The organism is Serinibacter arcticus (assembly GCF_003121705.1).
In the GTDB taxonomy this organism is placed as follows: domain Bacteria; phylum Actinomycetota; class Actinomycetes; order Actinomycetales; family Beutenbergiaceae; genus Litorihabitans.
On the sequence record NZ_PYHR01000002.1, the window covers coordinates 74,763 to 101,490 of the forward strand.

The window sequence follows — 26,728 nt, forward strand, 5'->3', positions numbered from 1 at the left end:
ACCGGGTGGCACGGATCATCGCTGGCTCGCACGGCGGGCGCACCATCGCCGTCCCGGCCAAGGGCACCCGGCCGACCACGGACCGCGTCCGCGAGGCGCTGTTCGGACGGCTCGACCACCACGACCTGCTCGACGGCGCGCACGTGCTCGACCTGTACGCGGGCTCGGGGGCGCTCGGCCTCGAGGCGGCCAGTCGCGGCGCCGAGCGCGTCGTCCTGGTCGAGGCGGCCCGCACGGCGGCCCAGGTCTGCCGCGACAACGTGGCCTCGCTCGGGCTGCGCGACGTCGTGACGGTGGTCGACCGGAAGGCCGAGTCCTACCTCGCCCACCCCGCCGCCCCGTCGGCGCCGTTCACCCTCGCGTTCGTCGACCCGCCCTACGACCTGGGGGAGAGCGAGCTCGCGGCCGTCCTCGAGGCCCTGGTCGACCATCTCTCCTCCGACGACGCCGTCGTCGTGGTCGAGCGGTCCTCGCGGAGCCCCGAGCCCGTGCTGCCGCCGGGCCTGGCCCTGTGGGAGACCCGGAAGTACGGCGAGACGGCGCTGCACCTGCTCGAGGTCCCCGCCCACGACCACCCGCAGGCATAGGCTGACCGGGTGCGTACCGCCGTCGTCCCGGGCAGCTTCGACCCGGTCACCCTGGGTCACGTCGACATCGTGCGACGCGCCCTGACGATCGCCGACGAGGTGGTCGTCGCCGTCGGCCGCAACGCCGGCAAGCAGCCGCTCCTGACCGCAGACGAGCGCCGCGACGCGTTCGCCGCCGCCGTGGCACACCTGGACGGCGTCCGGGTCGAGATCATGCCGGGCCTGCTGGTCGACTTCTGCCGCGAGGTCGGCGCCGCGATCGTGGTCAAGGGCCTGCGCGGCGGGGGAGACCTCGACGCCGAGGCCCCGATGGCCGCGATGAACCGCCACCTGTCCGGCGTCGAGACGGTCTTCCTCGTCGGCTCCGGCCACCTCAACCACATCTCGAGCTCGATGGTGCGCGACGTCGCACGCTACGGCGGACCGATCGACGACCTCGTTCCACCGGGCACGGGTGACCTGGTGCGGGCACGACTTCACCCTGGAGGATCCTCATGAGCAACGATTCCGACCGTTCCGCGCCGCTGCTGGCGATCCTCGACGACGTGGCGCTGGCGGTGCAGAGCGCCCGAGCGATGCCGATGAGCGCGTCCGTCATCGTCAACCGCGCCGAGGTGCTCGACCTCGTCGCGGCGGCCCGGGAGTCCGTGCCGGACCAGGTCGCGGCCGCCGACCAGATCGTCGCCGACGCCGAGTCCGTGCTCTCGCGCGCCAAGGACGAGGCGGCTCAGATCCTCGCCGACGCCCGGTCCGACGCCGAGACGGCCGTCTCGGAGCACGAGATCACCCAGGCGGCGCACGTCCGGGCCGCCGAGATCGTCGCGGCGGCTGAGGCGAAGGCCGAGGAGCTCGAGGCCGGCGCCGACCGCTACTGCGACTCGCGCCTGGCCCAGTTCGAGACGGACCTCGATGCCGTCAGGCAGCAGGTCCTCGCCGGTCGCGCCCGGCTGGCCGCGCGCCAGGGTGGGCGGCTCGGCGAGGACTGAGGAGTTCCTCCACGCCCTCGCCCTGCGCTAGGATCGTCCGTTGGTCCTCGAGGCAGCTGCCCGTCGATCCCTCCCACCACCTGTCAGGAGCCGTTGCGTGCACTCACGCTCACCGCTGATCATCGGGACGCACGACCTCGCGCGTCGTCCCGGGGCGATGCGCACCCTCGAGCTCGAGGTCCCGGCACCCGCCGATCTCGCGATCGAGGTCATCGGCGTGCCCGAGGGCGCCCCGGTCGAGCTGGACCTGCGGCTGGAGTCGGTTCTCGAGGGAGTCCTCGTGACCGCGAGCGCGCACGCCCCGCTCGTGGGGGAGTGCGTCCGCTGCCTCGGTGAGGTGACCGACACCGTCGACGTGTCCTTCTCCGAGCTCTACGCCTACCCGGGCGCGATCGAGAAGCACCCGGACGACGAGGAGGCGGAGTTCATCGCGGAGATGACCGGTGACGCCGTCGACCTGGAGCAGTCGCTCCGGGACGCCGTCGTGCTCGCGCTCCCGTTCCAGCCGTACTGCCGGCCCGACTGCGCCGGCCTCTGCGCCCAGTGCGGCAAGAACCTCAACGAGGATCCGCACGACCACGACCTGATCGACATCCGTTGGGCCTCCCTCAAGGAGTCCCTCGAGGCGGGCGACGACGACGGCGACGAGGCTCCGGCCTCACCCCCGGCCTGACGGGTTCCACCCGGCAGGATCCGCACCCCCGATGCCGTAGACTCGTCTGCGGCTTTGACTCTGAGATGGAATGAGGAATTCCCGTGGCTGTTCCCAAGCGCAAGATGTCGCGCAGCAACACCCGTGCGCGCCGTTCGCAGTGGAAGGCGACTCCGGCGACGCTCAGCACCTGCCAGAAGTGCAAGGCCCCGCGCCTCTCGCACCAGGCGTGCCCGTCCTGCGGCGCCTACGGTGAGCGCACCTACGCCGAGGCGATCCGCTCCGACGCCTGAGCGTCATGACGAGATCCTCTGCCCCCCGAGGGGGTCGATCAGCGCCTCAAGCCAGTCTTGAGGCGCTGATCGCGTCTCTCGGCGAGCAGATCGACCCCGAGCTCCTCGTGCTCGCGCTGACCCACCGGTCGTTCGCGCACGAGGCCGGTGGTGTCCCCACGAACGAGCGGCTCGAGTTCCTCGGGGACTCGGTGCTCGGCGTCGTGGTGACGGAGTACCTCTTCACGAACCACCCCGACGTTCCCGAGGGCGACCTCGCGAAGATGCGCGCCGCCTGCGTGTCGCAGCGCGCGCTGGCCTCCGTCGCCGGCCCGCTCGGCCTCGGCTCCGTCCTGCTCCTGGGGCGCGGTGAGGCCAACTCCGGCGGCGGCGAGAAGGACTCGATCCTCTCCGACACCCTCGAGGCCGTCATCGGCGCGACCTTCCTGTCCGTCGGTCTCGAGCGCACCCGCGTGATGGTGCTGCGGCTGCTGGCGGACCTGCTCGCCTCCGCCGCGCGTGCCGGCGCCGGCCTGGACTGGAAGACCAGCCTCCAGGAACGCTCCGCCTCGCTCGGACTCGGTGTGCCCGTCTACCAGGTCGAGCACACCGGCCCCGACCACGCCCGTGTCTTCACGGCCACGGTCATGCTCTCCGGCGTCGAGCGCGGTCACGGCACCGGGACCGCCAAGAAGCACGCGGAGCAGGGAGCGGCCGAGATGGCGTTCGGCTCGCTCGCCGACCCGGAGACCCTCGCGGACTGACGTGCCCGAGCTGCCCGAGGTCGAGACCGTCCGCGCCGGGCTGGAGTCCCACGTCGTGGGCCGCCGGATCGTCGCCGTCGAGGCACCGTCCGGCCGCGCCGTCCGCCGCAGCTTCGGCGGCGCCCCGCACCTGACCGGCTCGCTGCCCGGCGCCGTCGCCACCGCCGCGGTCCGTCGCGGCAAGTTCGCCTGGCTCGTGCTCGAACGGCCCGACCAGATCGACCACGCCCACCGCTCCGCGCTCCTCTTCCACCTCGGCATGAGCGGCCAGCTCCTCGTGCGCTCCGAGCCGCCACCGCAGACGCCGCGCCACCTCGCCGCGCGGCTGACATTCGAGGACGACGGCGTGCTCGACTTCGTCGACCAGCGCACCTTCGGCTACCTCGCGCTGGACGCGCTCGTCCCGACGGCGGACGGAGGCCCCGGCGGCGACGCGGGGGCGGGCACGGCGGGCGCCGAGCTCCCCGTGCAGGTCGCCCACATCGCACGCGACCTCCTCGACCCGACCCTCGACGTTCCCGCGCTCGTGCGGCGCCTGCGCACACGCCGGACGACGATCAAACGTGCGCTGCTGGACCAGACCCTGGTCTCCGGCGTCGGGAACATCTACGCGGACGAGGCCCTCTGGCGCGCCCGGGTGCACCCCGAGCGCGCGCTGAACGAGATGGCCGCCGTCACCGTGCGCCGCGTGCTGGACAGCGCGGCCGAGGTGATGCGGTCGGCGCTCGTGCAGGGTGGGACGTCGTTCGACGCGCTGTACGTGAACGTCAACGGAGCGTCGGGCTACTTCGACCGCTCGCTGGCCGTCTACGGCCAGGAGGGGCGGGACTGCCCGCGCTGCGGCGCCCGCATCGTCCGCCTCGCGTTCGCGAACCGCTCCTCGCACCTCTGCCCGCGCTGCCAGCGCGTGCGCTGAGGCCCGAGCACGCGCCAGGGTCGGCCGCCGATCCGGCTGACCACGAATCGCTCGACCGGTACTGTCGCAGGCGTGAGCCAACCGACATCCGTCATGATCGTCGACGACCACGAGGTCGTCCGTCGGGGCATCGCCGACGTCGTCGCCGCCGCCGAGGGGCTCGAGGTCGTCGCCGAGGCCGGGACGGTCGCCGACGCCGGTCGTCGGGGTGGTCTGCTCAAGCCCGCCGTCGCACTCGTGGACCTCCAGCTCCCCGACGGGACCGGCATCGACGTCATCCGCGCGCTGGCGACGTCCTCGCCCGAGACCCGCTGCATCGTGCTGACCTCGTTCGACGACGACGACGCCGTCGCGATGGCCGTCGAGGCGGGCGCCAGGGCGTTCGTGCTCAAGACGGTGCGCGGCGCGGAGATCGTCGACGTCGTGCGGGCCGTCGCCGCCGGCCGGGTCCTGCTGGACGAGCGCACCCTCACGCGGCGTCGGCAGGCGCACCCCGACCCGACGGCGTCGCTGACGGCCAGCGAGACGAAGGTGCTCGACCTGGTCGCCACGGGGATGACGAACCGCGACATCGCCGACCAGCTCGGGCTCGCCGAGAAGACGGTGAAGAACCACGTCACCTCGATGCTCGCCAAGCTCGGCCTCTCGCGCCGCACCCAGGTCATCGCCTGGGTCGCGAGCCAGCACACGACGACCTGGCGCTCCTGACCCCGGCGGCGTCACCCGACCCCTGCGCCGGCGTCAGCCGATCCACGCCTCCCACACCAGCACCGAGCCGCCGTCGGGCCCGGGGGAGAGCTTCGCGTTCCCGGCGTGGTCCTCGGCGCGACCGGTGAGGTTGGCCAGCCCGCTGCGGCGGTGCGAGGCAGGGTCGGGCCCGCGACCGTCGTCGACGACCGCCACCCGGACGGTGCGCGCGGCGACCTCGATCTCGACCCGGGCGCCGGTCGCCTGGGCGTGACGCGCCACGTTGGACAGGCCCTCGCGGACCACGGCGACGACGTCGTCGCCCAGCCGCACGCCGAGCCGGGCGTCGAGCTCGACGGACTCCTCACCCGCCGGGTCCACCGCCTCCAGCAGCACGCCGTCCAGGCGCAGGAGCACGGACGGCGCGAAGCCGAGGCTCGCGCGGGCCAGCGACGTCTCGCGCACGAGGCGCTCCAGGACCGGCAGCTGCTCGTCCCGGTCGCGCAGCGAGCGCACGATGCCGCGGATCTGACGGACCCCCTCGTCGACGCCGTCGATCGCGTCCTCGAGCTCGCCGCGGAGCTCCTCCTGCCGGGGCGACCCGGCCAGCAGCCCCTTGGCGTGCTCGAGCCGCATGCCCGTGGCGAACAGCTGCTGGATGGCGAGGTCGTGCAGGTCGCGCGCGATCCGGTTGCGCTCCGTGAGCAGGGAGGAGACGTCCTCGGCGTGGCGGGCGGCGGCCAGCTTGAGGGCGAGGGCGGCCTGCGCGCCGAAGTCGTGCGCGACGGCGAGGTCCGCCTCGGTGAACGGCACCCGGCCCGGCAGCCGGAACAGGATGAGCACGCCGCCGACCGCCGCGCTCTCCTCCGACTCCGCGGCGCCGGCGAGCAGCGGGGCGTACAGCGCCCGCTCGAAGATCCGTGCGGGCTCGGCGAAGCGGTGGGCCTCGCGCGAGATCGAGTCGATCAGCAGGCCGGTCCCCGACGCCACGGTCTGCGCCGCGGGTCCGCCCGCGGGCAGGACCGCGCCGATGAGCCGCTGCGTGCCGGGCCCGTCGACGATCTCCACCACCCAGGCGTCGTCGAGGGAGGGGAGGACGATGGCGGCGCCGTCGGCGTCCGCGACCTCGCGGATGCGGTGCGCGACGAGCTGGAGCACGTCCTCCTCGTCCGAGCCCTCCAGGAGCTGCGTGGTGATCTCCTGCGAGACGGCGAGCCAGCGCTCGCGCACCTGGGACTGGCGGTACAGGTGGGCGTTGTTGATGGCGACGGCGGCCGCGGCCGCCAGCAGCTGGACCGTCTCGACGTCCTCGCGGGTGAAACCCCCGGCCTTCTCGGTGAGGTAGAGCCGCCCCAGCAGCGTGCTGCCCGCGACGACCGGCACCCCGAGGAACGTGCGCATCATGGGGTGGCCGGGCGGGAAGCCGCCGAACGCGGGGTGCGTCGTGAGGTCGTCCAGGAGCAGGACGCCCTCGTCGGGCAGCGCGCCGAGCACGCCGGTGCCGCGGGGCGGGTGCCCGAGCGCCTGCTCGGTCTCGGCCGGCATGCCCTGCTGGACGAACGTCGTCGTCTCCCCGTAGGCGTCGAGCTCGCCGAGCGCCGCGTACGTGGCGCCCGTGTGCTCGGCGGCGTCGACGACGAGCTGCGCCAGCACGCGTTCGGCGTCGAGCTGGCCGGCGAGCCCGAGCAGCGTGGTGAGCAGGGCCGGGGTGACGGGGGTGCTCATGCGGATCCGATCTCGAGGACGGCGTCGGCGGCGGCCGCGACGGCGTGGCGCAGCGGGCACGGATCGAGCGGCGTCACGAGTTCAGGGTGCCACGACGGCTCCCCGCCCCGGCGCGCCGCAGCGGGGGTCGCCACCCGGGGCGGGGCTCCTGTGCGATACTGGCCGAGGCCGGTTGGGGCACACCTCCCACCGGTCCGACGACGGCTCCGTCCCACCTCGGCCGCCTCGCACCGCCACGTCGGCGTCGTGCGGCGACGCTGGTGACGTGCAGACGACGTCGGTCCCACCTGGGGCGACACAAGACTTCCGGTGCCGGGCTGCTCGCCCGGTTCCGATCAACACGTGCACGGGTCACCGACTGGTGTGGCGGTCCTCGTGGGCATGGAGCCTCACATGGCACTCGACAACGACAGCAACGCCACCTCCGTGAGCGGGGAGACCCCCGCCGCCGAGAAGCCCAAGCGCCGCGCACCGCGCCGCGCCACCCGCGGCGTCGTCACCCCCGACGAGAAGGCCGCGGCGGCGGAGACCGCTCCGGCCGCGCCGCCCGCCCCCGCGGCGGAGCCCGCCCCCGCGCAGGCCCCCGCCGAGACCTCGGCTCCGGCCGACGTCCCGCCGGCGGCCCCGACCACCCGCAAGCGCGCCCCGCGTCGGGCGAGCACGGCCTCCGTCGTCACGCCCGCCGAGGCGCCCGCCGAGCCGGTCGTGGCGGCTGAGCCCGCCGCTCCCGCGGTCGAGGAGCCCGCCGCCGAGCCGGCGCCGAAGACCCGCACCCGCAAGTCCCGCGCGAAGGCCCCCGTCGAGCCGACCGCCGAGGTCGCGACCGAGGCCGCCCCGGAGCCGACCCCGGCCGACGCCGAGCCCGCGGCCCCCGTCAAGAAGCCCCGCAAGTCCCGCGCGAAGAAGGTCGTCGCCGAGGAGGCGCCCGCCGAGACCGCCCAGGCCACCGAGACCGTCCAGGCCGACGAGCCCGCCCCGGCCGACGAGCCGGCCGAGTCCACCTCGTTCAGCCCGGTCTCCCCGTTCTCCGCCACCCGCGTGGCACCGGCCCCCGAGCGCGACCCCGAGCAGCGCATCGACGTCCTCGCCGCCTTCGGGCTCGGCACGGCCCCCGCTGCGCCGGCCGCGCCGGCCGCCGTGGACGCCGACGACGAGCTCGACGAGGACGAGGACGCCGCGAGCGACGAGGAGGCGACCGAGGAGGTCGCCCCGCGTCTGCCCGCCACCGCGTTGCTGTTCCAGCCCCCGGCCCCGGCCCGCCGTCGTCGCCGTCGCACGGAGGACGCCGAGGAGACCACCGAGGCGAGCGTCGAGGCGCCGGCCGTCGACGCCGAGCCCGAGCCCGAGTCCGACGCTCCCGCCTCCGCCCGCGGTCGTGGCCGCCGCAGCGGCCGTCGTGGCGGTCGCCGCACGGACGCCGTCGAGCAGGCCGAGCCCGAGGAGGAGACCGAGGTCGCCGAGCCGGTCGAGGACGGCGCCGAGGACCAGGAGTCCGACGAGAACGAGGGTGCCGAGGGCACCGACGGCGAGCGCGACCAGGCCCGTCGCCGTCGCCGTCGTGGTGGTCGCGGCCGCAAGCGCCCCGCGACCGAGGACGCCGACGGCGAGACCGACGGCGCCGAGCGCGAGAGCGCCGGCGAGGCCGAGTCCGACGACGATGACGACACCGAGCAGCCCGAGGGCACGGACGGGGGCGAGGACGGCAGCGGCTCGTCGCGCCGCCGCCGTCGTCGTCGTGGACGCCGCGGCGACAGCGCGTCCGACGGTGCCGCCCCGGCGCCGGCCCGGGCCCGCGACGAGGTCACCGCGCTCAAGGGTTCGACGCGGCTGGAGGCCAAGCGCCTGCGCCGCCGCGAGGGCCGCGACGCCGGTCGTCGTCGCCAGATCATCACCGAGGCCGAGTTCCTCGCGCGCCGCGAGAGCGTCCAGCGCGACATGGTGGTGCGCGAGCGCGCCGGCATGATGCAGATCGCGGTCATGGAGGACGGGGTGCTCGTGGAGCACTACGTCGCCCAGGAGAAGCAGACCTCGATGGTCGGCAACGTCTACCTCGGCCGCGTGCAGAACGTGCTCCCGAGCATGGAGGCCGCCTTCGTCGACCTCGGCAAGGGGCGGAACGCCGTCCTGTACGCCGGCGAGGTCAACTGGGAGGCCGCCGGCCTCGACGGTCAGCCGCGCCGCATCGAGCAGGCCCTGAAGTCGGGCGACCAGATCCTGGTCCAGGTGACCAAGGACCCGATCGGTCACAAGGGTGCCCGCCTGACGTCGCAGATCACGCTCGCCGGCCGCTACCTCGTCCTCGTGCCGAGCGGCGCGATGACCGGCATCTCGCGCAAGCTGCCCGAGAACGAGCGCGCCCGACTCAAGAAGCTCCTCAAGGAGATCGTGCCCGCCGGCCAGGGCGTCATCGTGCGCACCGCCGCCGAGGGTGCCAGCGAGGAGGAGCTGCGTCGCGACGTCGAGCGCCTCACCGGCGAGTGGGCGGACATCTCCGCGCGCACCGCCGGCAAGAAGGTCTCGGCGCCCGCCCTCCTCAAGGGCGAGCCGGAGCTCGCGCTCCGCGTCGTCCGCGACGTCTTCAACGAGGACTTCAGCTCCCTCACGGTCGCCGGCAACGGCGCGTGGGAGACGATCTCCGGCTACGTCGCCGCCGTCGCCCCCGACCTCGCCGAGCGCCTGCACCACTGGGCCGGCCCCGAGGACGTCTTCGCGTCCAAGCGGATCGACGAGCAGCTGGCCAAGGGCATGGACCGCAAGGTCTGGCTGCCGTCCGGCGGCTCGCTCGTCATCGACCGCACCGAGGCCATGACGGTCGTCGACGTCAACACCGGCAAGTTCACGGGCTCGGGTGGCACGCTCGAGGAGACCGTGACGCGGAACAACATCGAGGCGGCCGAGGAGATCGTGCGCCAGCTCCGGCTGCGCGACATCGGCGGCATCATCGTCGTCGACTTCATCGACATGGTGCTCGAGTCCAACCGCGACCTCGTGCTCCGTCGCCTCATCGAGTGCCTCGGTCGTGACCGCACGCGCCACCAGGTCGCCGAGGTCACGTCGCTCGGGCTCGTGCAGATGACGCGCAAGCGCGTCGGCCAGGGCCTGGTCGAGGCGTTCTCCACGCCGTGCGAGCACTGCCACGGGCGGGGCTTCATGGTCTCCTCCCAGCCGCACGCGCACGTCGAGGACGAGGTCGAGGTCGAGGAGACCGAGGCACCGCGCGGTCGTGGTCGGGGTCGTGGTCGCAGCGCGAGCCGTCCCACCGTCACGACGCCTGCCCCGGTCACCCCGCCCGTCGAGGTGGACCCGGCGGCCCGCGAGGCCGTGAAGGCCACGCTGGCCCAGATCGCCGCCGCGGCGCAGCACGCTCACGACCACGACCACGAGCACGACGCCGCCGAGGCCGGGTCGGAGCCGTCGGCCGACGTGGCCGAGGCCGTGGCGGTCGCCGAGGCCGAGGTCGAGACGGTCGAGGACGACGCGACCCTCGACGAGGCGCCGGTCGAGGTGGCCGACGCTGCCGATGTCGACGCCACCGAGAACGACTCCGCCGAGGATGAGCAGGCGACCACCGAGGACACCCCCTCCGCCTGACGCCCGCGCACGAACGTCGACGCCCCCGGCACCTTCTGGTGCCGGGGGCGTCGCGCATCTGCGGCGGGCCCGCTACGGCGTCGTGCGGCCCAGGCGTCGGTGCGTGAGCACGCTGATGACGGCGGCGCCGCCGTAGGTGAGCAGGAGCGTCGTCAGCGCCAGCCACTGCGAGCGGGCGGGGCCGGCGAGCGTGAGCAGCGCCGCGGGGGTGGAGACGAGCCCGAGGATGACCAGCGCCCGCGGACGAGGGCCGAAGGTCCTGTCGGCGGCGCCGCGCGATCCGCGCACGGCGTTCTCCTGCGCCAGCCGGGGGAGCGGCGGCGCCTCCTGCTCGGCGAGCTCGAGCCGGGCCGTCCGGGCGAACGCCTCGAGCTCCTCGTACCGCCCCGTGGGCGCCCACTCGGCGGCGGGCAGGACGGCGCGCCACCGGCCGCGGGCGTCCGAGAGCGCGAACCCCCAGGCGACGTCCGAGCTGAGCAGCCGGACCAGTCGGGTCACCCCGAGGTCGGCGTCCTGCGGGCCGGGCACCCACGTCTCGTGCCCCGAGGCCGAGCGGACGACCAGGAAGCGCTCCGTCAGGGACAGCCGCGGTCGCCCCGGGGCGGCGGGGGAGTAGACGGCGAGACGGGTCGGTCGCGGGACGGCGTCGCGCAGCAGCGCCAGCAGCCAGGAGAGCCACGGCTCCGCCACGACGACGAGCGCGAGCAGCATGACGCCGACCTGGAACGCGTTGCGGCCACCGCCCGGCCAGATGACCAGCGGGGCGACGGCGAGCAGCCACGGCGCGGCGGGGCGCAGCCAGCCCGAGACGGCCGTCCCCGGACCGAGGTCGGTGTTCCACCAGCGGCGGCGCTGACGGCGTCGGATCGCCACGCGGGGGGCGAGCAGGTCGCGTCCGCGGTAGGGCTGGCGGTCCTCACCGGCGCGGACGCTCCCGTGGCCGTCGGCCGCGGCGGGCGGGTGGGCGACGCCGCGCAGCAGCGGGACGCCGATCGTCGTCGCGCCTCGGGTGAAGCCGAGCGACTGCAGTGCGTAGACGCCGCGTGCGGCGCCGAGCGGGAGGTCGCCCGCCGTGGAGTCGACCAGCGCCTGGTCGACGACGGTCGTGGCCTGGCTGGCCCAGTCCGAGACGGTGAGCGCGACCAGGCTGCGTCCGGCGGAGTCGAGCACGTGCACGGTGCCGAGCGGATCCTGCTCGAGATTCGCGGCCCAGCCCTCCTCGGGGGCCGAGACGGACTCGACCTCGCCCGTCACGGGCGGCGCGACCCAGAGGAGCGAGCCGATCGGGCTGCCCTGGCCGACGGAGATCCGACCGGCGGCCGAGACGATCTCGACGCGGCCGGGCGTGAAGCGCACCCGGGAGCGCAGGGCCCAGCGCCGCTGCGGCGCCGCGCGGCCCCCGGGGTAGAGCTCGACGTCGCCGCCGACCCCCGGCAGCTCGGGGGTGCCGGGGTGGCGCGTGGCGTGCAGGTGGGCGACGACGACGTCCGCGAGGCGTTCGACGCGCGCCGCGGCCAGGGCGACCTCCGCGAGCCACGGCACGACGGCGACGGCCGGGACGCCGCGGCGCGGGACGGACCCCAGGGTGCGCACCGCCGTCGCGAGGCCGCCCAGCGTGGCGCGCATCGACTCCCGCAGGCCGTAGACGACCTCCGTGGAGGACGCGAGCGGCACGTCCAGGACCGCGGCCCCGAGCGGGGTGCGCGGCTCGAACGGGAAGGGCTGGGCGACGGTGGCGAAGGTGGGGAGGTCGGAGATCACGGTGTCGGCGACCATCCGGGCCGCGAGCTCCAGCTGCTCGTTCGCGTAGACGAAGGCCTCGTTGAGGTCGGCGTCCACGCCGGCCGTGATCTCGACGGCGTCCGCGCCGGCGAGCAGGGCCGTCCGCACGGCCTCGACGGCGGCCGTGATGGGGTCGCCCCCGAGGGCGAGGAGACGGGTCGCGGGTCCGGCGACCGTGCCGCGGGGCTCGACGGGGGGCAGCGGTGCCGTCGCCGGCCGGGTGACCCTGGCGGCGAACCGGCGCGCGGTCGAGGTGGGGGCGGTGGCAGTCATCCCTGGCACAGTACCCAAGGGGGCGACGACCGAGCGGGCCGGTCGTGCGGCGGGTCCGGCAGGCACGGTGCGTGGTGCATTTGACCCGTGGCGTCGGCGTGCGTAATCTTGACTGTCGGCGTGTGCGGGACTGCGCGCGCCTGAAGGCCCAAGCTGCTGCTTTCCCCTCGGGTGGTCCGTCCGCCCGCTGGTTGACGTGCAGCAGTCCGATGAGGAGAGATGCAACGTGGTTTACGCGATCGTCAAGATGAGCGGCCGTCAGGAGAAGGTGGCCGTCGGTGACATCGTCGTCGGCAACCGGGTTCAGGGAGGTGTCGGCGACACCATCGAGCTGACCCCGATCCTCCTTGTCGACGGCGAGAAGGTGACCTCGGCGGCCAAGGAGCTGGCCAAGGTCAAGGTCTCCGCCGAGATCGTTCGGGACGAGAAGGGCCCGAAGATCGTCATCATGAAGTACAAGAACAAGACCGGCTACCGCAAGCGCCAGGGACACCGTCAGCCCCTGACCCGCTTCAAGGTCACCTCGATCGCCTGAGCCTTCAGGCTCCCTATCTGAAAGGAGTGTGCGTCATGGCACACAAGAAGGGCGCAAGCTCCTCCCGCAACGGTCGCGACTCCAACGCTCAGCGTCTGGGTGTCAAGCGGTTCGGTGGCCAGGTCGTCAAGGCCGGCGAGATCATCGTCCGCCAGCGCGGCACGCACTTCCACCCGGGTGAGGGCGTGGGTCGCGGTGGCGACGACACGCTGTTCGCTCTCCAGCCCGGTGCTGTCCAGTTCGGTCAGCGCCGCGGTCGTCGCGTCATCGACATCGTCGCCTGAGCCAGTCCGGCGAACCTGTCTTCCCGCGAGGGGGCGTACCGCACAGGCGGTACGCCCCCTCGCGGCGTTTCATTTGCATGTCTTGAGGAGTAGTCGTGGTCTCGTTCGTCGATCGGGTAGTGCTGCACGTCAGCGGCGGTGACGGCGGGAACGGTTGCGCCTCCGTCCGTCGCGAGAAGTTCAAGCCGCTGGGTGGTCCCGACGGGGCCAACGGTGGCAACGGCGGCGACGTGATCCTCGCCGTCGACCCGCAGATCACGACGCTGCTGGACTACCACCACCGCCCGCACCGGCACGCCGAGTCCGGCGGCCAGGGCAAGGGCGACATGCGCCACGGCAAGAACGGCACCGACATCGTGCTCGGCGTGCCCGACGGAACGGTCGTGCGCGACCCCGACGGCTCCGTGCTCGTCGACCTCGTCGGCGCCGGCGCGACCTACACCATCGCCCGCGGCGGCCAGGGCGGGCTGGGCAACGCCGCCCTCGCCTCGCCCAAGCGCAAGGCCCCCGGCTTCGCGCTGCTCGGAGAGCCCGGCGACGAGGCCGAGATCGTCCTCGAGCTGAAGTCCGTGGCCGACGTCGCCCTCGTCGGCTTCCCGAGCGCCGGCAAGTCCTCGCTCATCGCCGCGATGAGCGCGGCCCGGCCGAAGATCGCCGACTACCCGTTCACGACCCTGGTGCCGAACCTCGGCGTCGTGCAGGCCGGCGAGGAGCGCTACACCGTCGCCGACGTGCCCGGTCTGATCCCCGGCGCGAGCGAGGGCAAGGGCCTCGGCCTGGAGTTCCTGCGCCACATCGAGCGCTGCGCCGTGCTCGTGCACGTGCTCGACTGCGCCACCCTCGAGCAGCGCCGCGACCCCGTCACCGACCTCGACGTCATCCTCGGCGAGCTCGCCGCCTACGCCCCCGACCTCGAGATCGCCGGCGGCCGGGTGCCGATCCTCGACCGCCCGCAGCTCGTCGTCCTGCACAAGGTCGACGTGCCCGAGGCACGCGAGCTCGCTGACTTCGTGCGGCCCGACCTCGAGGCGCGCGGGTTCCGCGTGTTCGAGGTCTCCAGCGCCTCGCACGAGGGTCTGCGCGAGCTCACGTTCGCGCTCGGCGCCATCGTGCGCGAGGCGCGGGCCGCCGAGCCCGAGCCCGCCCCGGCCCCCGTCGTGCTGCGGCCCCGGGCCCACGGCGACGCCGGCTTCACCGTCGAGAAGGTCAACACGCCCGACGGCGAGGTCTTCCAGATCCGCGGCGACAAGCCCGAGCGCTGGGTGCGCCAGACGTCGTTCACCAACGACGAGGCCGTCGGCTACCTCGCCGACCGGCTCAACCGCATCGGCATCGAGCAGGCGCTGGCCAAGGCCGGCGCCGTGCCGGGGAGCACGGTCGTCATCGGCAAGATCGACGGCGGCGTGATCTTCGACTGGGAGCCCACCGCCATGACCGGCGCCGAGCTCCTGGCACCGCGCGGGTTCGACCCGCGGCTGGAGGGCGACCGCCGTCGCACCACGCCCGAGCGTCTCGAGCAGTACAAGGCGCGCATGGATGGCAAGACCGCCGCGCGCGAGCAGCTGCGCCGCGACCGCGACGAGGGTCTCTGGACCAGCTCGGGGGAGTGAGCACGGTGAGTCTGCCGCTGGGACGCGGTGCGCTGCAGGTCGCGCGCCGGATCGTGGTGAAGATCGGGTCGTCGTCGCTGACCGACGGCGGGGGAGCGCTGAACCCGGCGGCCGTGACCGCGGTGGCCGACGCGCTCGCCGCCCGGCGCGCGGACGGCACCCAGGTGGTGCTGGTCTCCTCCGGTGCGATCGCCGCCGGCATCACCCCGCTCGGGCTGGCGTCCCGCCCGCGTGACCTCGCGACGCAGCAGGCGGCCGCCAGCGTGGGCCAGGGGCTGCTCGTCGCCCACTACACGCGGGCCTTCGCGGCCCACGGGCTGACGGTCGCGCAGGTGCTCCTGACGGCCGAGGACGTCATCCGACGCGGCCAGTACAAGAACGCGCAGCGCGCGCTCGAGCGCCTCCTCGCGCTCGGCACCGTCCCCGTCGTCAACGAGAACGACGCCGTCGCGACGGACGAGATCCGGTTCGGCGACAACGACCGGCTCGCGGCGCTCGTGGCGCACGTGGTGCAGGCCGACGCGCTCGTGCTGCTGACCGACGTCGACGGCCTCTACGACGGCCACCCGAAGCTCCCGACGTCGCGCCGGATCGCCCGCGTGACCTCGCCCGCCGACCTCGAGGGCGTCGTGGTGACCGGTCGCGGGAGCGGCGTGGGCACCGGCGGCATGACGACGAAGGTCGACGCCGCGCTCACCGCCACCGGCGCGGGGATCCCGACGCTCGTCGCGGCCGCCCACGACGTCGGCCGGGCCCTGTCCGGGCAGGACGTCGGCACGTGGTTCGAGGCGACGCACGCGCGCCCGCGCACCCGCCGGCTGTGGCTGGCCCACGCCGCCCACACGCGGGGGCGACTGGTGCTGGACGACGGTGCCGTCCGCGCCATCACGCACGGCAAGCGGTCGCTGCTCGCGGCCGGGGTGGTCGGGGTCGAGGGTGCCTTCGAGGCCGGGGACCCCGTGGAGCTGGCGAGCACCGACGGCGTGGTCGTGGCCCGCGGTCTCGTGGCCTACTCGAGCGAGGAGCTGCCCGAGCGGTTCGGTCTCACGTCCTCCCAGCAGCGCGAGGAGTTCGGCGACGGCCGGGACCGCGCCGTCGTGCACCGCGACGACCTGGTCGTGGTGGCCCGGCGCTGAGGCCTCGGCCCGCGCGCGGGTCAGCCGACCTGCGAGTGACCGCCCGTGCGGTGGTAGGTGCGGTCGACGTAGACCAGGCGCGGCTGCTCGACCTGGGCGTGCGGCGTCTCCTCGTGCACGTGCGTCACGTCCGCCGTCACCAGGAAGCTGGAGCCGGCGGGGATCCGCTCGGCGATCTCCACGCGGGCCCACGACGTCACCTGCGCCAGCCGCGGCTCACCGGTCGGCAGCCACTCCAGCGGCGTGTCGGTGAACCGGTCGATCCCCGGGGTGGCGAACCGGACCGAGAGGTCGGCCTGGTCGTGGGCGAGGAAGCTCACGACGGCGGAGTGCGCCTCGCGCAGGGCCGGCCAGGAGGAGGACACCCCGGTGATCGAGAAGGCGAGCACCGCCGGCGAGGCCGAGACCGAGATCACGGAGGTCGCCGTGAAGCCGACCGGGGCGCCGTCGGGACCGACCAGCGTGACGATCGCGACGCCCGCCGGGTGGTGGCGGAACAGGTCCTTGAACGCCCGCGGGGACGGGACGGCGGCGGCGTCGAGGGAGGTGGGGTGCGGTGCGGTCACGCTCCGAACCTACGTCCGTCACCGGCCGAGCGTCGGGGTGCGTCCCGTCCGTCCATCATGCGGACCGCGTCGAACGGATGCGGGTGACCGCTCACATCGCGTCAGCACCGCGTCGACGATTGAGTTGACACATCAACCAATGTGGTCGTAGCGTCGTGTCCACGGTCTTGAGTACCAGCGCGTAAGCCCCGGCTTGCTGGTCGGCAACCCTCCTCCTGCGGTGGGGTGCCCCGGGTGACGACCAGGCCCTGGCTACCTGCCAGGGCAAGCGCTCGTCCGCACCACGCGGAGATACGAGGAACAGAACACGATGGTCACGGAACGGCAGATGAAGTCCCTGCGACGCTCCACCACGTCCCTCATGTGTTGCACGCCGTCGGCGTGCACGTGTATGCGCTGACGGCGGCCGGACGAACTCCCCGCGGGCTCCCCGCCCGCTGAGCTCAGCCGCTGGTGAGAACCACCAGTCTCCTGCCGTCGTGCCCCGGCTCCTGCTGCCCCGCAGCGGAGCGATCCCGCCCGCACGCCCGACCCACCGCCCTGCCCCAGCCCCGTGCTGCCGGTCGCGGAGCGGGTCGCGAGCCCGGACGGTCCCCATACACGCATGAACCCTGCCCTGCAGGGAAAGGACCCCTCACATGTCTCAGCAGCACCCCTCCTCGTCCCCCGCCCGCACCGGTCTGACGCTCGGTCTCGACCTCACGACGCTCGGCGCGAAGGCCTCGTCCTTCCGCCGCCCGGGCGCCGGTGGCAACGAGCGCGTCTCGCTGTCCGACGTCGCCGAGCACGTCGCGCTGGCGGCCGCCGCCGGCGTCGACCTCATCACCTTCGGCGAGTCCTTCCGGCTCGACACGACCGCCCGCGCCGACGCCTGGCTCGACCCGGCCGTCATCGCCTCCCGCCTGGCCGCCAGCGGCGCGCTCACCGGTGGCCCGACGGTCGTGCCGGCCCTGCCGGCCGGTTTCCTCGACCCGGTCCGCCTGGCCCGCGCCGTCGCCGGCATCCACGCCCGCTCGGGCGGTCGCGCCGGCTGGCAGCTGCCCATCAGCGCCACCGCGGGCGGCGTGCACGCCGAGGTCCGCCGCGTCTGGGAGGCGACGCCGGACGCGCAGACCGGCGGTCACAGCCCGCTCGTGGTGACGGCGCCGCAGGAGGCGACGACCGCCGTCGTCGCCGGCCGGTTCTCCGACGTCGTCCGCCTGCAGGTCTCCGACCTCGCCGAGGCGAAGCGCCGCCGGACGGCCATCCGCACCGCCGCCGAGCAGGCGGGCCGCAACCCCGACGACGTGCGCGTGCTCGTCGACGCGGTCACGGTCATCGGCCAGGACGCGGCCAGCGCACTGTTCCGTGCCGACCTGCTGCGCGACCTCGGGACGCACACCGACCACGACGAGCTCACCGTGGCCGGCACGGCGCGCGGCGTCGCGGACGTCTTCGAGGACTGGTACACCCAGGGCGCCGTCGACGGCTTCGTCGTCCTCCCCGGGTCGCTGCCGGCGGACGTCCAGGCGCTCGCCCACGAGCTCGCCCCGGCCCTCGCCGAGCGCGGTCTGCTCGCGGGCGTCGCCGCCTCCGCCGTCGTGCGCTGAGGCCTACCCTGGTGGGCATGGCTCTCGAGACCCCCACCATCCCCGTCGTCGGAGGCGGCCCCGCGGGGCCGCCTCCGACCACGAGCGAGCAGGACGTCACCGCCGGGGTGCACGCGGCCGCGCGTCGCGCCAAGGTCGCCTCCCGCGTGCTGGCCCGCTCGACGCGCGCCACGAAGGACGCCGCCCTGCACGCCATGGCCGACGCGCTCGTCGCGCGCGCGGACGAGGTCGTGGCGGCCAACTCCGTCGACGTCGATCGGGAGCGCGCCCGCGGCATGAGCGAGGGGCTGCTCGACCGCCTCACGCTGACGCCCGAGCGCCTGGGGGGCATCGCGGAGGCGCTCCGCGAGGTCGCCGGCCTGCCGGACCCGGTCGGCGAGGTGGTGCGCGGCTCGACCCTGCCCAACGGCCTGCGGGTGCGGCAGACGCGGGTGCCGCTCGGCGTCGTCGGCGTCATCTACGAGGCTCGCCCCAACGTGACGGTCGACGTCGTGGGGCTCGGGCTGAAGTCCGGCAACGCCGTCGTGCTGCGTGGTGGCTCGGCCGCCGCCGCGTCCAACACCGCGATCGTGGCCGTGCTGCAGGACGCCCTGGAGCAGCAGGGGCTGCCGCGCGAGGCCGTCGGGAGCATCGACGAGTTCGGGCGGCCCGGGGGAGTGGCGCTGATGCGCGCCCGCGGGCTCGTGGACGTCGTCGTCCCGCGTGGCGGGGCCGACCTCATCGCCACCGTGGTGCGCGAGTCCACCGTCCCGGTCATCGAGACCGGGGTGGGCAACTGCCACCTGTACGTCGACGCCGGGGCCGACGTCGCCCAGGCCGTGGCGATCCTCCTCAACGGCAAGACCCAGCGGGTCGGCGTCTGCAACGCCCTCGAGACCCTGCTGGTGCACGCCGACGCCGCCGAGGCCTTCCTTCCCGCGGCGCTGGCCGCGCTCACCGACGCCGGCGTCCGGCTGCACGCCGACGAGGCGGCGTCGGCCCACGCGCCCGCGGGCGCCGACGTGGTGCCGGCGACCACGCAGGACTGGGAGACGGAGTACCTCAGCCTCGACCTGGCGGTGAAGGTCGTCGCCGACCTCGACGAGGCGCTGGAGCACATCCGGACCTACACCTCGGGCCACACCGAGGTCATCTGCACGCCGTCGCTGGCCGCGGCGCACCGGTTCAGCACCGAGCTCGACTCGGCCGCGATCATGGTCAACGCGTCCAGCCGGTTCACCGACGGCGGGCAGCTCGGCCTCGGCGCCGAGCTCGGCATCTCCACCCAGAAGCTGCACGCCCGCGGCCCCATGGGGCTCGCGGAGCTCACGACCACGACGTGGATCGTCCAGGGCGACGGGCACGTGCGTCCCTGAGGGCGGTTGCGCTGCCCGACGCGCCCTCCGCCGCACTCCCCGGGAGTGACGAACGGCCCCGTCCGAGGGACGGGGCCGTTCGGGGAGGCCTGCTCCGGCGCCAGCCGGCCTCACCGTCCGCCGCGGTCCGTTGCCGGTCCTGCGGCGGGGCTTGTCGCGGCCGGGGCCGCTGGGTCAATTCTTCGCCCTGCGCCGGGGTGGATCCAGGGCCGAAGGTCCCGGGTCCACGAGGACGGTCAGTCCCGGGTGGGAGGGCCCGCCGGGCCGGCGGGGGCCGCCGACGCCTCGGGCGAGCTGGTGACGGCCACCTTCCGCAGGCCGAGCCCGACGAGGGCGAACATCACGCCCAGCCCCATCACGAGGGCGGCGACGCCGAACGCGACGACCGAGGTGAACAGCGAGGCCCGCAGGAACGAGGCGTTCATGACCGTGGTGCGCTGACCCTGCAGGGCGAGCACCTCCTCGGAGTCGTCCGCCGCGCCGTCCGCCTTGAGGGTGCTGATCTCTGACCCCAGCTCGGCGTAGGTCTTCCCGTCCGTGGCCGCGAGGGCGTGGTGGTTGATGATGTCGGCCTGCGCGAACGCGGTGAACGGGTCCTGGACGGTCTGCCCGCCGAACATCGCCGCGTCCTCGGAGACGGTGATCTCCTCGGCCCGCAGGTTGCTGGAGACGAGACCCCAGGTGACCGCGCCGGCGACGAGGAAGATCGCGCCGGCGACGATGCTGACGAGGCCGATGACCGCGGGGGCCCGGGAGGTGGTGGTGGTCGCCATGGGATGGCCTGCTCTCTGTGGTGCGCCGGTGGGGACGTCGCCCAGTCTTCCGGCGGCGTCCCACCCGTGGCTGGGCAGGAGGTCCCGGTCCGGGTGTGAGCACCGTCACGGGGCACGACATGCCGTTCCGCGCGCCGCGACGGGCACGTCTGCACCGGGTCGGCGCGACGTGCGAGACTGGGCGGTGGTTCGGCACGATGCCGCGCGCGAAGGGAGATATTGATGGCGAACACTCTGGTCGTCCTGGCCGAGGTTGCTCACGAGGTGACCCGCCCCAACCCGTGGCTGTACGGGGGCATCACGCTCGCGTCCCTGCTCCTCCTGCTCCTCGCGACGTACGCGTTCCGCAGCGTCGGCACGCGCCGCCGCTGACGCGGTGACCCTCCCCTCGCCCGGTGGTGACGCCGGCGCGCCGGCCCGGCGACGCCGGACCGGGATCATGGGCGGCACCTTCGACCCCGTCCACCACGGCCACCTCGTGGCCGCGAGCGAGGCGGCGTCGGAGTTCGACCTCGACGAGGTCGTGTTCGTCCCGACCGGGACGCAGCCGTTCAAGGCCACCCGCAAGGTCGCCCCGGCGGAGCACCGCTACCTGATGACCGTGATCGCGACGGCGTCGAACCCGGACTTCACCGTCTCGCGGGTCGACATCGATCGGCCTGGCATCACGTTCACGGTCGACACGCTCGGCGACCTGACGCGGCAGCGTCCGGACGAGGACCTGTTCTTCATCACCGGTGCCGACGCCCTGAACCAGATCCTGACGTGGAAGAGCTCGAGCGAGCTGTTCGAGCTGGCACACTTCATCGGCGTCACACGCCCCGGCCACGTGCTGGACGTGGCGCACCTGCCGGGGGAGCGGGTCTCGCTCCTGGAGGTGCCCGCCATGGCGATCTCCTCCACCGCGTGCCGCGAGCGGGTGGAGACCGGGAGACCGGTCTGGTACCTCGTGCCCGACGGCGTCGTGCAGTACATCAACAAGCACCAGCTCTACCGTCAGCCCCTGGGAGGTGCCGAGTGAGCGCCGAGGATCCGCTCCACCCGATCGGCGAGCGTCGTCGTCGACGTCGCGAGCAGCCGACGCAGGCGCCCTCCGCCGAGGTCGGCCGGGTCGGCGACCCCGACGCGACCGGCGAGACCGGCGTCGTCGAGGCACCCGCCGCCACCCCCGCCCGCGGGGTCGCCGGTCCGACGGTGACCGGCACCGGTCCGACGACGGTGCCGTCGCGACGCCAGCTGCGCGAGGCGCGGGCGGCCGAGGAGGCGGCCAGGCAGCGGGCCGAGCGCGAGGTGATCAGCGCCGAGGCGACCCAGGCGCACCAGGTGGTGCCGGAGGAGTCCGAGCCGGCCGCTCCGGCGACCCCGGCCGCTCCGACTGCTTCGGCGCCCCCAGGCCCCCGGTGCGGGTCGCGCGGGCCGAGCGCACGGCGTCCTCGCCCGCGCTGCCCGCCGCCCCCGCAGCACCGCCGGCCGAACCGCCGGCGCCCGCGGCCACGCCGGGGAGCGCCCCGAACCGCCGATCGATGCGTGAGCGCCGGGTCGAGGGTCCCGCCGGGCCCGCGGGCCGGGGCGAGCGCGTGCCGCCGCAGCGGCCCGTCGTCCGCACCCCCGCCGCCGCGCAGGGGATCCGCAGCGTCGACGAGACGGGTGCCCTCACCGGCGTCACGTCGACCCGCGCGTCGGAGGACTCGCCAGTCGAGGTCACGGGTCCGATCGACTGGTCCTCCTCCGTCCTGCCCGCCGTCACCGGTGAGACGCCCGCGCCCGCCGGCGTGAGCGGCGAGACCGGCGCGGTCGCTCCGGCACCGGCCCGGCCCGGGACGGCGACCGACCCCGCGGGGACTCCTGCCGCACGAGTGGTGCCAGCGGCCCCCGAGACGCCGGCCCCGGTCGCCCCCGCCACCCCGGCGCGGCGCTCGGTGCTGTCCGCCGGACGCGCGCCCGTCCACGCCTGGGAGGCCGTGTCCGGCGAGGGCCGCGGCGCCACCGTGCCCGATCCGGGTCTCACGGAGGTCCCCGACGTCGAGGGTGTCTTCGACGTGGCGGCCCCGGACGTCGAGGTGGCCGAGGGCATCGACGTCTCCGGGGAGGCGAGCGGACAGCACGACTGGGCCACGTGGCTGAGGCGCGGGCTGCTGGCACTGGTCGGCGTCGGGATCGGGATCGCCATCTTCCTGATCGTCCGGTAGGTCGGGGTCGAGCCCGGGGCAGCCCGTAGACTGGGGCGTCCCGTCACCGAACGCCCCTGGAGCCCCGCGTGCCCGCATCTGCCAACGCCGTCGAGCTGACCATCGCTGCGGCTCTCGCCGCCGCGGACAAGAAGGCCGAGGAGATCATCGCGCTCGACGTCTCCGAGCGCCTCGTCCTCACCGACGCCTTCCTCGTCGCCTCCGGCACGAGCGAGCGTCAGGTCTCCGGCATCGTCGACGGCATCGAGGACGCGCTGCACGCACGCGGCGTCAAGGCGATCCGCAAGGAGGGCGTCTCGCAGGGTCGCTGGGTGCTGCTCGACTACGGCGACATCATCGTCCACGTCCAGCACTCCGAGGACCGCGAGTTCTACGCCCTCGAGCGCCTGTGGCGGGACTGCCCGGTCATCGAGCTCCCGGCGGAGGTCCGCGAGGCCCCGCAGGACGCCGCGGAGTGACCGCCGGCACCATCGTGCTCTGGCGGCACGGTCAGACCGACTACAACGTGGCCATGCGGCTGCAGGGTCAGACCGACATCCCGCTGAACGAGACCGGGCGGGCGCAGGCCGAGACGGCCGCCGCCGTCCTGGCCGAGCTGCGGCCCGACGCGATCGTCGCCTCCGACCTGTCGCGCGCCGTCGCCACCGCCTCGGCTCTCGCGTCGCGCCTCGATCTCCCCGTCGTCACCGACCCCCGCCTGCGGGAGCGGGACTTCGGCGACTGGGAGGGGCTGCACGGCGACGTCATCGCCGAGCGCTGGCCCGACGCGCACGAGGTCTGGCGCGCCGGTGGCCACCCCGAGGGCGTGCGCGCCGAGCGGCGGGGCGACGTCGGAACCCGCTTCGCCGCCGGCGTGACCGACGCCGCGTCCCGGCTCGAGCCGAGCCAGACCCTCGTGGTCGTCGCGCACGGCGCCTGCATCACCGCGGGCATCACCACGCTGCTGGGCCTGGACGCCGAGACCTGGGGCGGCCTCCAGGGGCTGAACAACTGCCACTGGTCGGTGCTCGGAGCCTCCAGCCGGACGCCGCACCGGCGGCTGCTGTCGCACAACGTGCGGGCCTGACCGCGTGGGCCCGGTCGGGGCGCCGAGACCGCGCGATCGGCACCAGGAGGCCGATTTGGTCGAATCGCCCGGGCCACGTAAGATAGTCAAGCCCTGCGGGGCACGGCACGAAGCAGCAGGACAGCACGGCGGAAACACAGCAAGACCCAGTCGGTCAGCCGACACGGGGCATTGGCGCAGTTGGTAGCGCGCTTCCATGGCATGGAAGAGGTCAGGGGTTCGAATCCCCTATGCTCCACAGCTCGAGAAGCCCGGGACGGTGTCCCGGGCTTCTTGCATTCCCGGTTGATGGTGCGGGGCCGCGGCCGGCCTCGCGCGTGTCAGTTCCGACGCGTGACGACGTACCAGGAGCCGTCGGCCCGCTGCACGCGCTCGAGCGTCTCGTGGAGCTGGGTCTCGCGGGCCTCGTCCGCCTCCGTGACCGGGGTGACGTCGCCGTGGGGGCGCAGCTGGGCCGGTCCGAAGACCCGCAGCGCGAACCGGTAGGTGCCGCTGCGACCGCTCCAGCGGCCCCCGCCGCCCCGTCGGCCGGCGCGAGTCACGGGCGCACCCGTCCGGCCCGAACGGCGAGCACGGGTGCGACGACGGGCTGCACCGACCCGAGGACGACGGCGGTGGCGTGGGTGATCACGAGGTCGAGCCTAGGCGGAGTGCGCCTCGACCAGATCGACCAGGGCCCGGGCGGCACCCTCGGGGCCGAGCGCGTCGAAGTCCTCCCGGCTGAGCGAGTTCACCTCGAGCACGACCCCGGCGAGCTGGTCCTCGCTCGGGAGGAACACCTCGTACTTCCCCTGCGGGTTCGTCGGGTACCAGGTGGCGAGGACGTCCAGCGTGGTGCCGTCGACGGTCTCGCGGCTCGCCGTCACCTCCTGCACGTCGCTGCTCGGACGGGTGACGAAGAGGTCGAGGGTCTCGGCGAGGTCGTCCGCCGAGGTCGCCTGCAGGAGCTGGACCTCGCCGGCGTAGCGTCCGCTGGCCCCGTACCGGCAGAGGTAGCGATAGCTCTCCTGGTCCGCGGGGTCGCTCCCGTAGGCGCCCCACCCCGCGCCCCTGCCTTCCGACTCCTCCCCGAGCAGGCCCGGGGCGGCGTCGAACAGGAGGCAGTCCGTACGGAGGTCCAGCACCGGGGCGGCGGCACCGAAGCCGTCCGAGTCCGGCCAGCCGGCGGCCGTCTGGCTCAGCCAGTCCTCCGGGATCGTGAGGGCGGCCCCCGTCGACTCCGGGGACGACGAGGAGGAGGACGTCGACGTCGCTGAGGGCGAGGCCGAGGTCGTCGACCCGTCGTCGGGCGGTCCCGAGAGCTGCTCGCCACCGCAGGCGGTGAGGGACGCCGTCGCGACGGCGGCGACGAGCAGGGCGAGAGCGGGGATCTGTCGGGTCACGGGACGCTCCGGGGGGTGGACGACGTGGGGAAGGCGAGGTGGGCGGGGTCGGGGACGACCACGAGGTCGGGACCGGCCCGGCCGCCGAACCTAGCAGCGCCTCCCGGCGCGCCGGGGATCGGGGATCAATCCCCGGGAGCCGGCGATCGGGACCCGGCGGTCTCGCCCGTAGGCTCGTGCCATGCGCGCCACCCTCATCCACGCCCCCGGTGACATCCGGTCCGAGATCGTTCCCGACCCCGTGCTCTCCACCGGCGGCGACGCCGTCGTGCGCGTCACCGCGAGCTGCGTCTGCGGCTCCGACCTGTGGCCCTACCGCGGCGTGACGCCGACGAAGGAGCCGAAGCGGATCGGGCACGAGTTCGTCGGCGTCGTCGAGCAGGTCGGCGCCGACGTGACCTCCGTCGCCGTCGGCGACTTCGTCATCGCCCCGTTCTACGTCTGCTGCGGCGAGTGCGTGAACTGCCGCAACGGCGTCAGCACCTCGTGCCTGAACGGCGGCTGGTGGGGCTCGGACGTGCGCGACCTCGGATTCGCCGACGGCGCCCAGGGCGAGCTCGTGCGCGTCCCGCTGGCGGACGGCACGCTCGTCAACGTCTCCGCCGTGATCGGCGGTCAGCCCGACCCGGCGCTCATCCCCAGCCTCCTCACCCTGGCGGACGTCATGGGCACCGGGCACCACGCCGCGATCTCGGCCGGCGTCGTGCCGGGCGCGACGGTCGCCGTCGTGGGCGACGGTGCGGTGGGCCTGTGCGGCGTGCTCGCCGCCCGCCGCCTCGGCGCGGGCCGCATCATCGCGATGTCGCGGCACTCCGACCGCGCGGCCATCGCGCGGGAGTTCGGTGCCACGGACGTCCTGCCCGAGCGGGGCGACGCCGGCGTCGAGGCGGTCCGCGCCCTCACCGGCGGGATCGGCGCGGACGCCGTGCTCGAGTGCGTGGGCACCGAGGAGTCGATGGACCAGGCCCTGCGCTCGGCCCGACCCGGCGGCCGCGTCGGCTTCGTCGGGGTGCCCAACGGCGGCCCCGAGCTGCCGGTGCGCACGATGTTCGCCACGAACGTCGGCGTCGTCGGGGGAGTGGCGCCCGTCCGCGGCTACATCGCCGAGCTGCTCACCGACGTCCTGAGCGGCGCCATCGACCCCGGTCGGGTGTTCGACCTGGAGCTGCCGCTGGCCGAGGCCGCCCGCGCGTACCGGGCGATGGACGGGCGAACCGCCACGAAGGTGCTGCTGCGGTCCTGACCCGTTCAGCCGACGCGTCCTCCCACCGCGCCGGTGGCGGCCGTTACGGTGGAGCGATGGACATGCTCATCGCCGAGGACGTCATGCTGCTCCTGCTCGACGACGCGACCGGCTCGGTCGCCGGCTCGTCCGCCGTGCACTACACGCTCGGGGGCGCCGTGCTGGTCGAGCTCGCGCTCGCGGAGCGCGTCTGGATCGAGCCGTCGGGCAGCGCGTGGCGCACCGCCAGGGTCCACCCCGTGCCCGGGGCACCGCCACTGGCCGATCCGCTCCTGCAGGGGGCGCTGGGGATCGTCGCCGAGAAGCCGCGGAGCGCCCAGGACCTCGTGAACCGGCTCGGGAAGGGCCTGCGCGAGCACGTCGCCGAGCGCCTGGTCAATCGCGGCCTCGTGCGCCGCGAGACCACGAACGTGCTCGGCCTCTTCCCCTCGACGCGCTGGCCGGCGCAGGACGCGCGCCACGAGCAGGAGCTGCGCGGGACGCTCGAGCTGGTGCTCGCGCGCGGCGCGGTGCCCGACGCGCGGACGGGCGCTGTCGTGGCCCTCCTGTCGGCCGCCGACCAGGCCCACCGGGTGCTCGGCTACCCGGGGATCGCCCCGCGCGACGTCAAGGCGCGCGCGAAGGTGATCGCTGAGGGCGACTGGGCGGCCAAGGCCGTCAAGGACGCCGTCGCGGCGATGAACGCGGCCGTGATCGGCGCCATCGTGGCGACGACGGTCGTCACCGGCAGCAGCAGCTGAGGACCGGCGGCAGCGGGGAGGACGG

At 74.4% G+C, this 26,728-nt stretch carries 28 protein-coding genes, 1 tRNA gene and 1 riboswitch; of the genes, 23 read left to right on the forward strand and 6 right to left on the reverse strand.

Going from position 1 to position 26,728, the window contains the following annotated elements; genetic code table 11:
- The first annotated feature begins 5 nt into the window (after window positions 1–5).
- The 8 genes from rsmD (at window position 6) to C8046_RS00445 (ending at window position 4,885) form a co-directional block, all read left to right on the forward strand.
- Complete coding sequence (gene rsmD, locus C8046_RS00410; protein WP_109227791.1) at window positions 6–587, forward strand: 16S rRNA (guanine(966)-N(2))-methyltransferase RsmD; 582 nt, start codon at window positions 6–8, stop codon at window positions 585–587.
- Window positions 588–596: 9 nt separating this feature from the next.
- Window positions 597–1,085, forward strand: coding sequence for a pantetheine-phosphate adenylyltransferase (coaD, locus tag C8046_RS00415; protein WP_109227792.1), 489 nt, complete (start codon window positions 597–599; stop codon window positions 1,083–1,085).
- Complete coding sequence (locus C8046_RS00420) at window positions 1,082–1,573, forward strand: hypothetical protein (protein ID WP_109227793.1); 492 nt, start codon at window positions 1,082–1,084, stop codon at window positions 1,571–1,573. The genes coaD and C8046_RS00420 overlap by 4 nt, the downstream gene beginning before the upstream one ends.
- 97 nt (window positions 1,574–1,670) lie before the next feature.
- Window positions 1,671–2,246: a YceD family protein gene (locus tag C8046_RS00425; protein WP_235866010.1), complete on the forward strand. Its 576-nt coding sequence runs from the start codon at window positions 1,671–1,673 to the stop codon at window positions 2,244–2,246.
- An 83-nt stretch (window positions 2,247–2,329) separates the two neighbouring features.
- Window positions 2,330–2,518, forward strand: a complete 189-nt coding sequence (gene rpmF, locus C8046_RS00430; RefSeq protein ID WP_109227794.1) for a 50S ribosomal protein L32 — start codon at window positions 2,330–2,332, stop codon at window positions 2,516–2,518.
- A 5-nt stretch (window positions 2,519–2,523) separates the two neighbouring features.
- Entirely contained in the window at window positions 2,524–3,261 is a 738-nt protein-coding gene (gene rnc, locus C8046_RS00435; protein WP_109227795.1) for a ribonuclease III, read from the forward strand.
- Window position 3,262: 1 nt separating this feature from the next.
- On the forward strand, window positions 3,263–4,177 hold the full coding sequence (gene mutM, locus C8046_RS00440) for a bifunctional DNA-formamidopyrimidine glycosylase/DNA-(apurinic or apyrimidinic site) lyase (protein WP_109227796.1): 915 nt from the start codon (window positions 3,263–3,265) through the stop codon (window positions 4,175–4,177).
- A 93-nt stretch (window positions 4,178–4,270) separates the two neighbouring features.
- The gene (locus C8046_RS00445; protein ID WP_109227797.1) at window positions 4,271–4,885 is read left to right on the forward strand and encodes a response regulator; all 615 of its coding nucleotides are present in this window, start codon (window positions 4,271–4,273) and stop codon (window positions 4,883–4,885) included.
- Between the two features lie 33 nt (window positions 4,886–4,918).
- Here C8046_RS00445 and C8046_RS00450 read toward each other — a convergent pair whose 3' ends face one another.
- The gene (locus C8046_RS00450) at window positions 4,919–6,589 is read right to left on the reverse strand and encodes a GAF domain-containing sensor histidine kinase (protein WP_109227798.1); all 1,671 of its coding nucleotides are present in this window, start codon (window positions 6,587–6,589) and stop codon (window positions 4,919–4,921) included.
- Window positions 6,590–6,982: 393 nt separating this feature from the next.
- On the opposite strand from C8046_RS00450, the gene C8046_RS00455 reads away from it, so the two are divergent.
- Window positions 6,983–10,180: an Rne/Rng family ribonuclease gene (locus C8046_RS00455; RefSeq protein WP_109227799.1), complete on the forward strand. Its 3,198-nt coding sequence runs from the start codon at window positions 6,983–6,985 to the stop codon at window positions 10,178–10,180.
- Window positions 10,181–10,252: 72 nt separating this feature from the next.
- On the opposite strand, the gene C8046_RS00460 is transcribed toward C8046_RS00455, so the two are convergent.
- A complete protein-coding gene (locus C8046_RS00460; protein WP_109227800.1) occupies window positions 10,253–12,235 on the reverse strand; it encodes a hypothetical protein in 1,983 nt (660 codons plus the stop codon).
- A gap of 226 nt (window positions 12,236–12,461) precedes the next feature.
- On the opposite strand from C8046_RS00460, the gene rplU reads away from it, so the two are divergent.
- The 4 genes from rplU to proB all read left to right on the forward strand — a co-directional run bounded on the left by rplU (window position 12,462) and on the right by proB (window position 15,800).
- Window positions 12,462–12,770 carry a 50S ribosomal protein L21 gene (rplU, locus tag C8046_RS00465; RefSeq protein ID WP_199224352.1) on the forward strand — a complete coding sequence of 103 codons (309 nt, stop codon included), beginning with the start codon at window positions 12,462–12,464 and terminating at the stop codon, window positions 12,768–12,770.
- Window positions 12,771–12,805: 35 nt separating this feature from the next.
- The gene (gene rpmA, locus C8046_RS00470; protein WP_109227801.1) at window positions 12,806–13,054 is read left to right on the forward strand and encodes a 50S ribosomal protein L27; all 249 of its coding nucleotides are present in this window, start codon (window positions 12,806–12,808) and stop codon (window positions 13,052–13,054) included.
- A 95-nt stretch (window positions 13,055–13,149) separates the two neighbouring features.
- The gene (gene obgE / locus C8046_RS00475; protein ID WP_109227802.1) at window positions 13,150–14,664 is read left to right on the forward strand and encodes a GTPase ObgE; all 1,515 of its coding nucleotides are present in this window, start codon (window positions 13,150–13,152) and stop codon (window positions 14,662–14,664) included.
- 5 nt (window positions 14,665–14,669) lie between these two features.
- Window positions 14,670–15,800 (forward strand): glutamate 5-kinase, encoded by a 1,131-nt coding sequence (gene proB, locus C8046_RS00480; RefSeq protein WP_199224353.1) that lies wholly within the window; start codon window positions 14,670–14,672, stop codon window positions 15,798–15,800.
- 20 nt (window positions 15,801–15,820) lie between these two features.
- On the opposite strand, the gene C8046_RS00485 is transcribed toward proB, so the two are convergent.
- Complete coding sequence (locus C8046_RS00485) at window positions 15,821–16,366, reverse strand: flavin reductase family protein (RefSeq protein WP_109227804.1); 546 nt, start codon at window positions 16,364–16,366, stop codon at window positions 15,821–15,823.
- 163 nt (window positions 16,367–16,529) lie between these two features.
- Window positions 16,530–16,643: riboswitch (SAM riboswitch) on the forward strand.
- Between the two features lie 361 nt (window positions 16,644–17,004).
- Between C8046_RS00485 and C8046_RS00490 the strand changes: the two genes are divergently transcribed.
- Both C8046_RS00490 and C8046_RS00495 read left to right on the forward strand, forming a co-directional pair.
- Window positions 17,005–17,955, forward strand: coding sequence for an LLM class flavin-dependent oxidoreductase (locus C8046_RS00490; protein WP_109227805.1), 951 nt, complete (start codon window positions 17,005–17,007; stop codon window positions 17,953–17,955).
- 17 nt (window positions 17,956–17,972) lie between these two features.
- Window positions 17,973–19,310: a glutamate-5-semialdehyde dehydrogenase gene (locus C8046_RS00495; protein ID WP_109227806.1), complete on the forward strand. Its 1,338-nt coding sequence runs from the start codon at window positions 17,973–17,975 to the stop codon at window positions 19,308–19,310.
- Between the two features lie 236 nt (window positions 19,311–19,546).
- On the opposite strand, the gene C8046_RS00500 is transcribed toward C8046_RS00495, so the two are convergent.
- Window positions 19,547–20,083, reverse strand: coding sequence for an aromatic ring-opening dioxygenase LigA (locus C8046_RS00500; protein ID WP_109227807.1), 537 nt, complete (start codon window positions 20,081–20,083; stop codon window positions 19,547–19,549).
- Window positions 20,084–20,305: 222 nt separating this feature from the next.
- On the opposite strand from C8046_RS00500, the gene C8046_RS18275 reads away from it, so the two are divergent.
- The 6 genes from C8046_RS18275 (at window position 20,306) to C8046_RS00530 (ending at window position 23,576) form a co-directional block, all read left to right on the forward strand.
- Entirely contained in the window at window positions 20,306–20,455 is a 150-nt protein-coding gene (locus C8046_RS18275) for a hypothetical protein (protein WP_158277093.1), read from the forward strand.
- Window positions 20,456–20,522: 67 nt separating this feature from the next.
- Window positions 20,523–21,104, forward strand: coding sequence for a nicotinate-nucleotide adenylyltransferase (gene nadD / locus C8046_RS00505; RefSeq protein WP_109230632.1), 582 nt, complete (start codon window positions 20,523–20,525; stop codon window positions 21,102–21,104).
- A gap of 502 nt (window positions 21,105–21,606) precedes the next feature.
- A complete protein-coding gene (locus C8046_RS00515; protein WP_146197013.1) occupies window positions 21,607–22,272 on the forward strand; it encodes a hypothetical protein in 666 nt (221 codons plus the stop codon).
- A gap of 68 nt (window positions 22,273–22,340) precedes the next feature.
- Window positions 22,341–22,730 (forward strand): ribosome silencing factor, encoded by a 390-nt coding sequence (gene rsfS, locus C8046_RS00520; RefSeq protein WP_109227810.1) that lies wholly within the window; start codon window positions 22,341–22,343, stop codon window positions 22,728–22,730.
- On the forward strand, window positions 22,727–23,338 hold the full coding sequence (locus C8046_RS00525; protein ID WP_109227811.1) for a histidine phosphatase family protein: 612 nt from the start codon (window positions 22,727–22,729) through the stop codon (window positions 23,336–23,338). The genes rsfS and C8046_RS00525 overlap by 4 nt, the downstream gene beginning before the upstream one ends.
- Window positions 23,339–23,503: 165 nt before the next feature.
- Window positions 23,504–23,576: transfer RNA gene (locus C8046_RS00530), tRNA-Ala, on the forward strand.
- Window positions 23,577–23,658: 82 nt separating this feature from the next.
- Here the strand turns inward: C8046_RS00530 and C8046_RS00535 are convergent.
- On the reverse strand, window positions 23,659–23,880 hold the full coding sequence (locus C8046_RS00535) for a hypothetical protein (RefSeq protein ID WP_109227812.1): 222 nt from the start codon (window positions 23,878–23,880) through the stop codon (window positions 23,659–23,661).
- Between the two features lie 99 nt (window positions 23,881–23,979).
- Window positions 23,980–24,720, reverse strand: coding sequence for a hypothetical protein (locus C8046_RS00540; protein WP_109227813.1), 741 nt, complete (start codon window positions 24,718–24,720; stop codon window positions 23,980–23,982).
- A 181-nt stretch (window positions 24,721–24,901) separates the two neighbouring features.
- Here C8046_RS00540 and C8046_RS00545 point away from each other — a divergent pair, with 181 nt between their 5' ends.
- Both C8046_RS00545 and C8046_RS00550 read left to right on the forward strand, forming a co-directional pair.
- Window positions 24,902–25,963 (forward strand): zinc-dependent alcohol dehydrogenase family protein, encoded by a 1,062-nt coding sequence (locus C8046_RS00545; RefSeq protein WP_109227814.1) that lies wholly within the window; start codon window positions 24,902–24,904, stop codon window positions 25,961–25,963.
- 56 nt (window positions 25,964–26,019) lie between these two features.
- Entirely contained in the window at window positions 26,020–26,703 is a 684-nt protein-coding gene (locus tag C8046_RS00550) for a GOLPH3/VPS74 family protein (RefSeq protein WP_109227815.1), read from the forward strand.
- Window positions 26,704–26,728 lie beyond the last annotated feature (25 nt).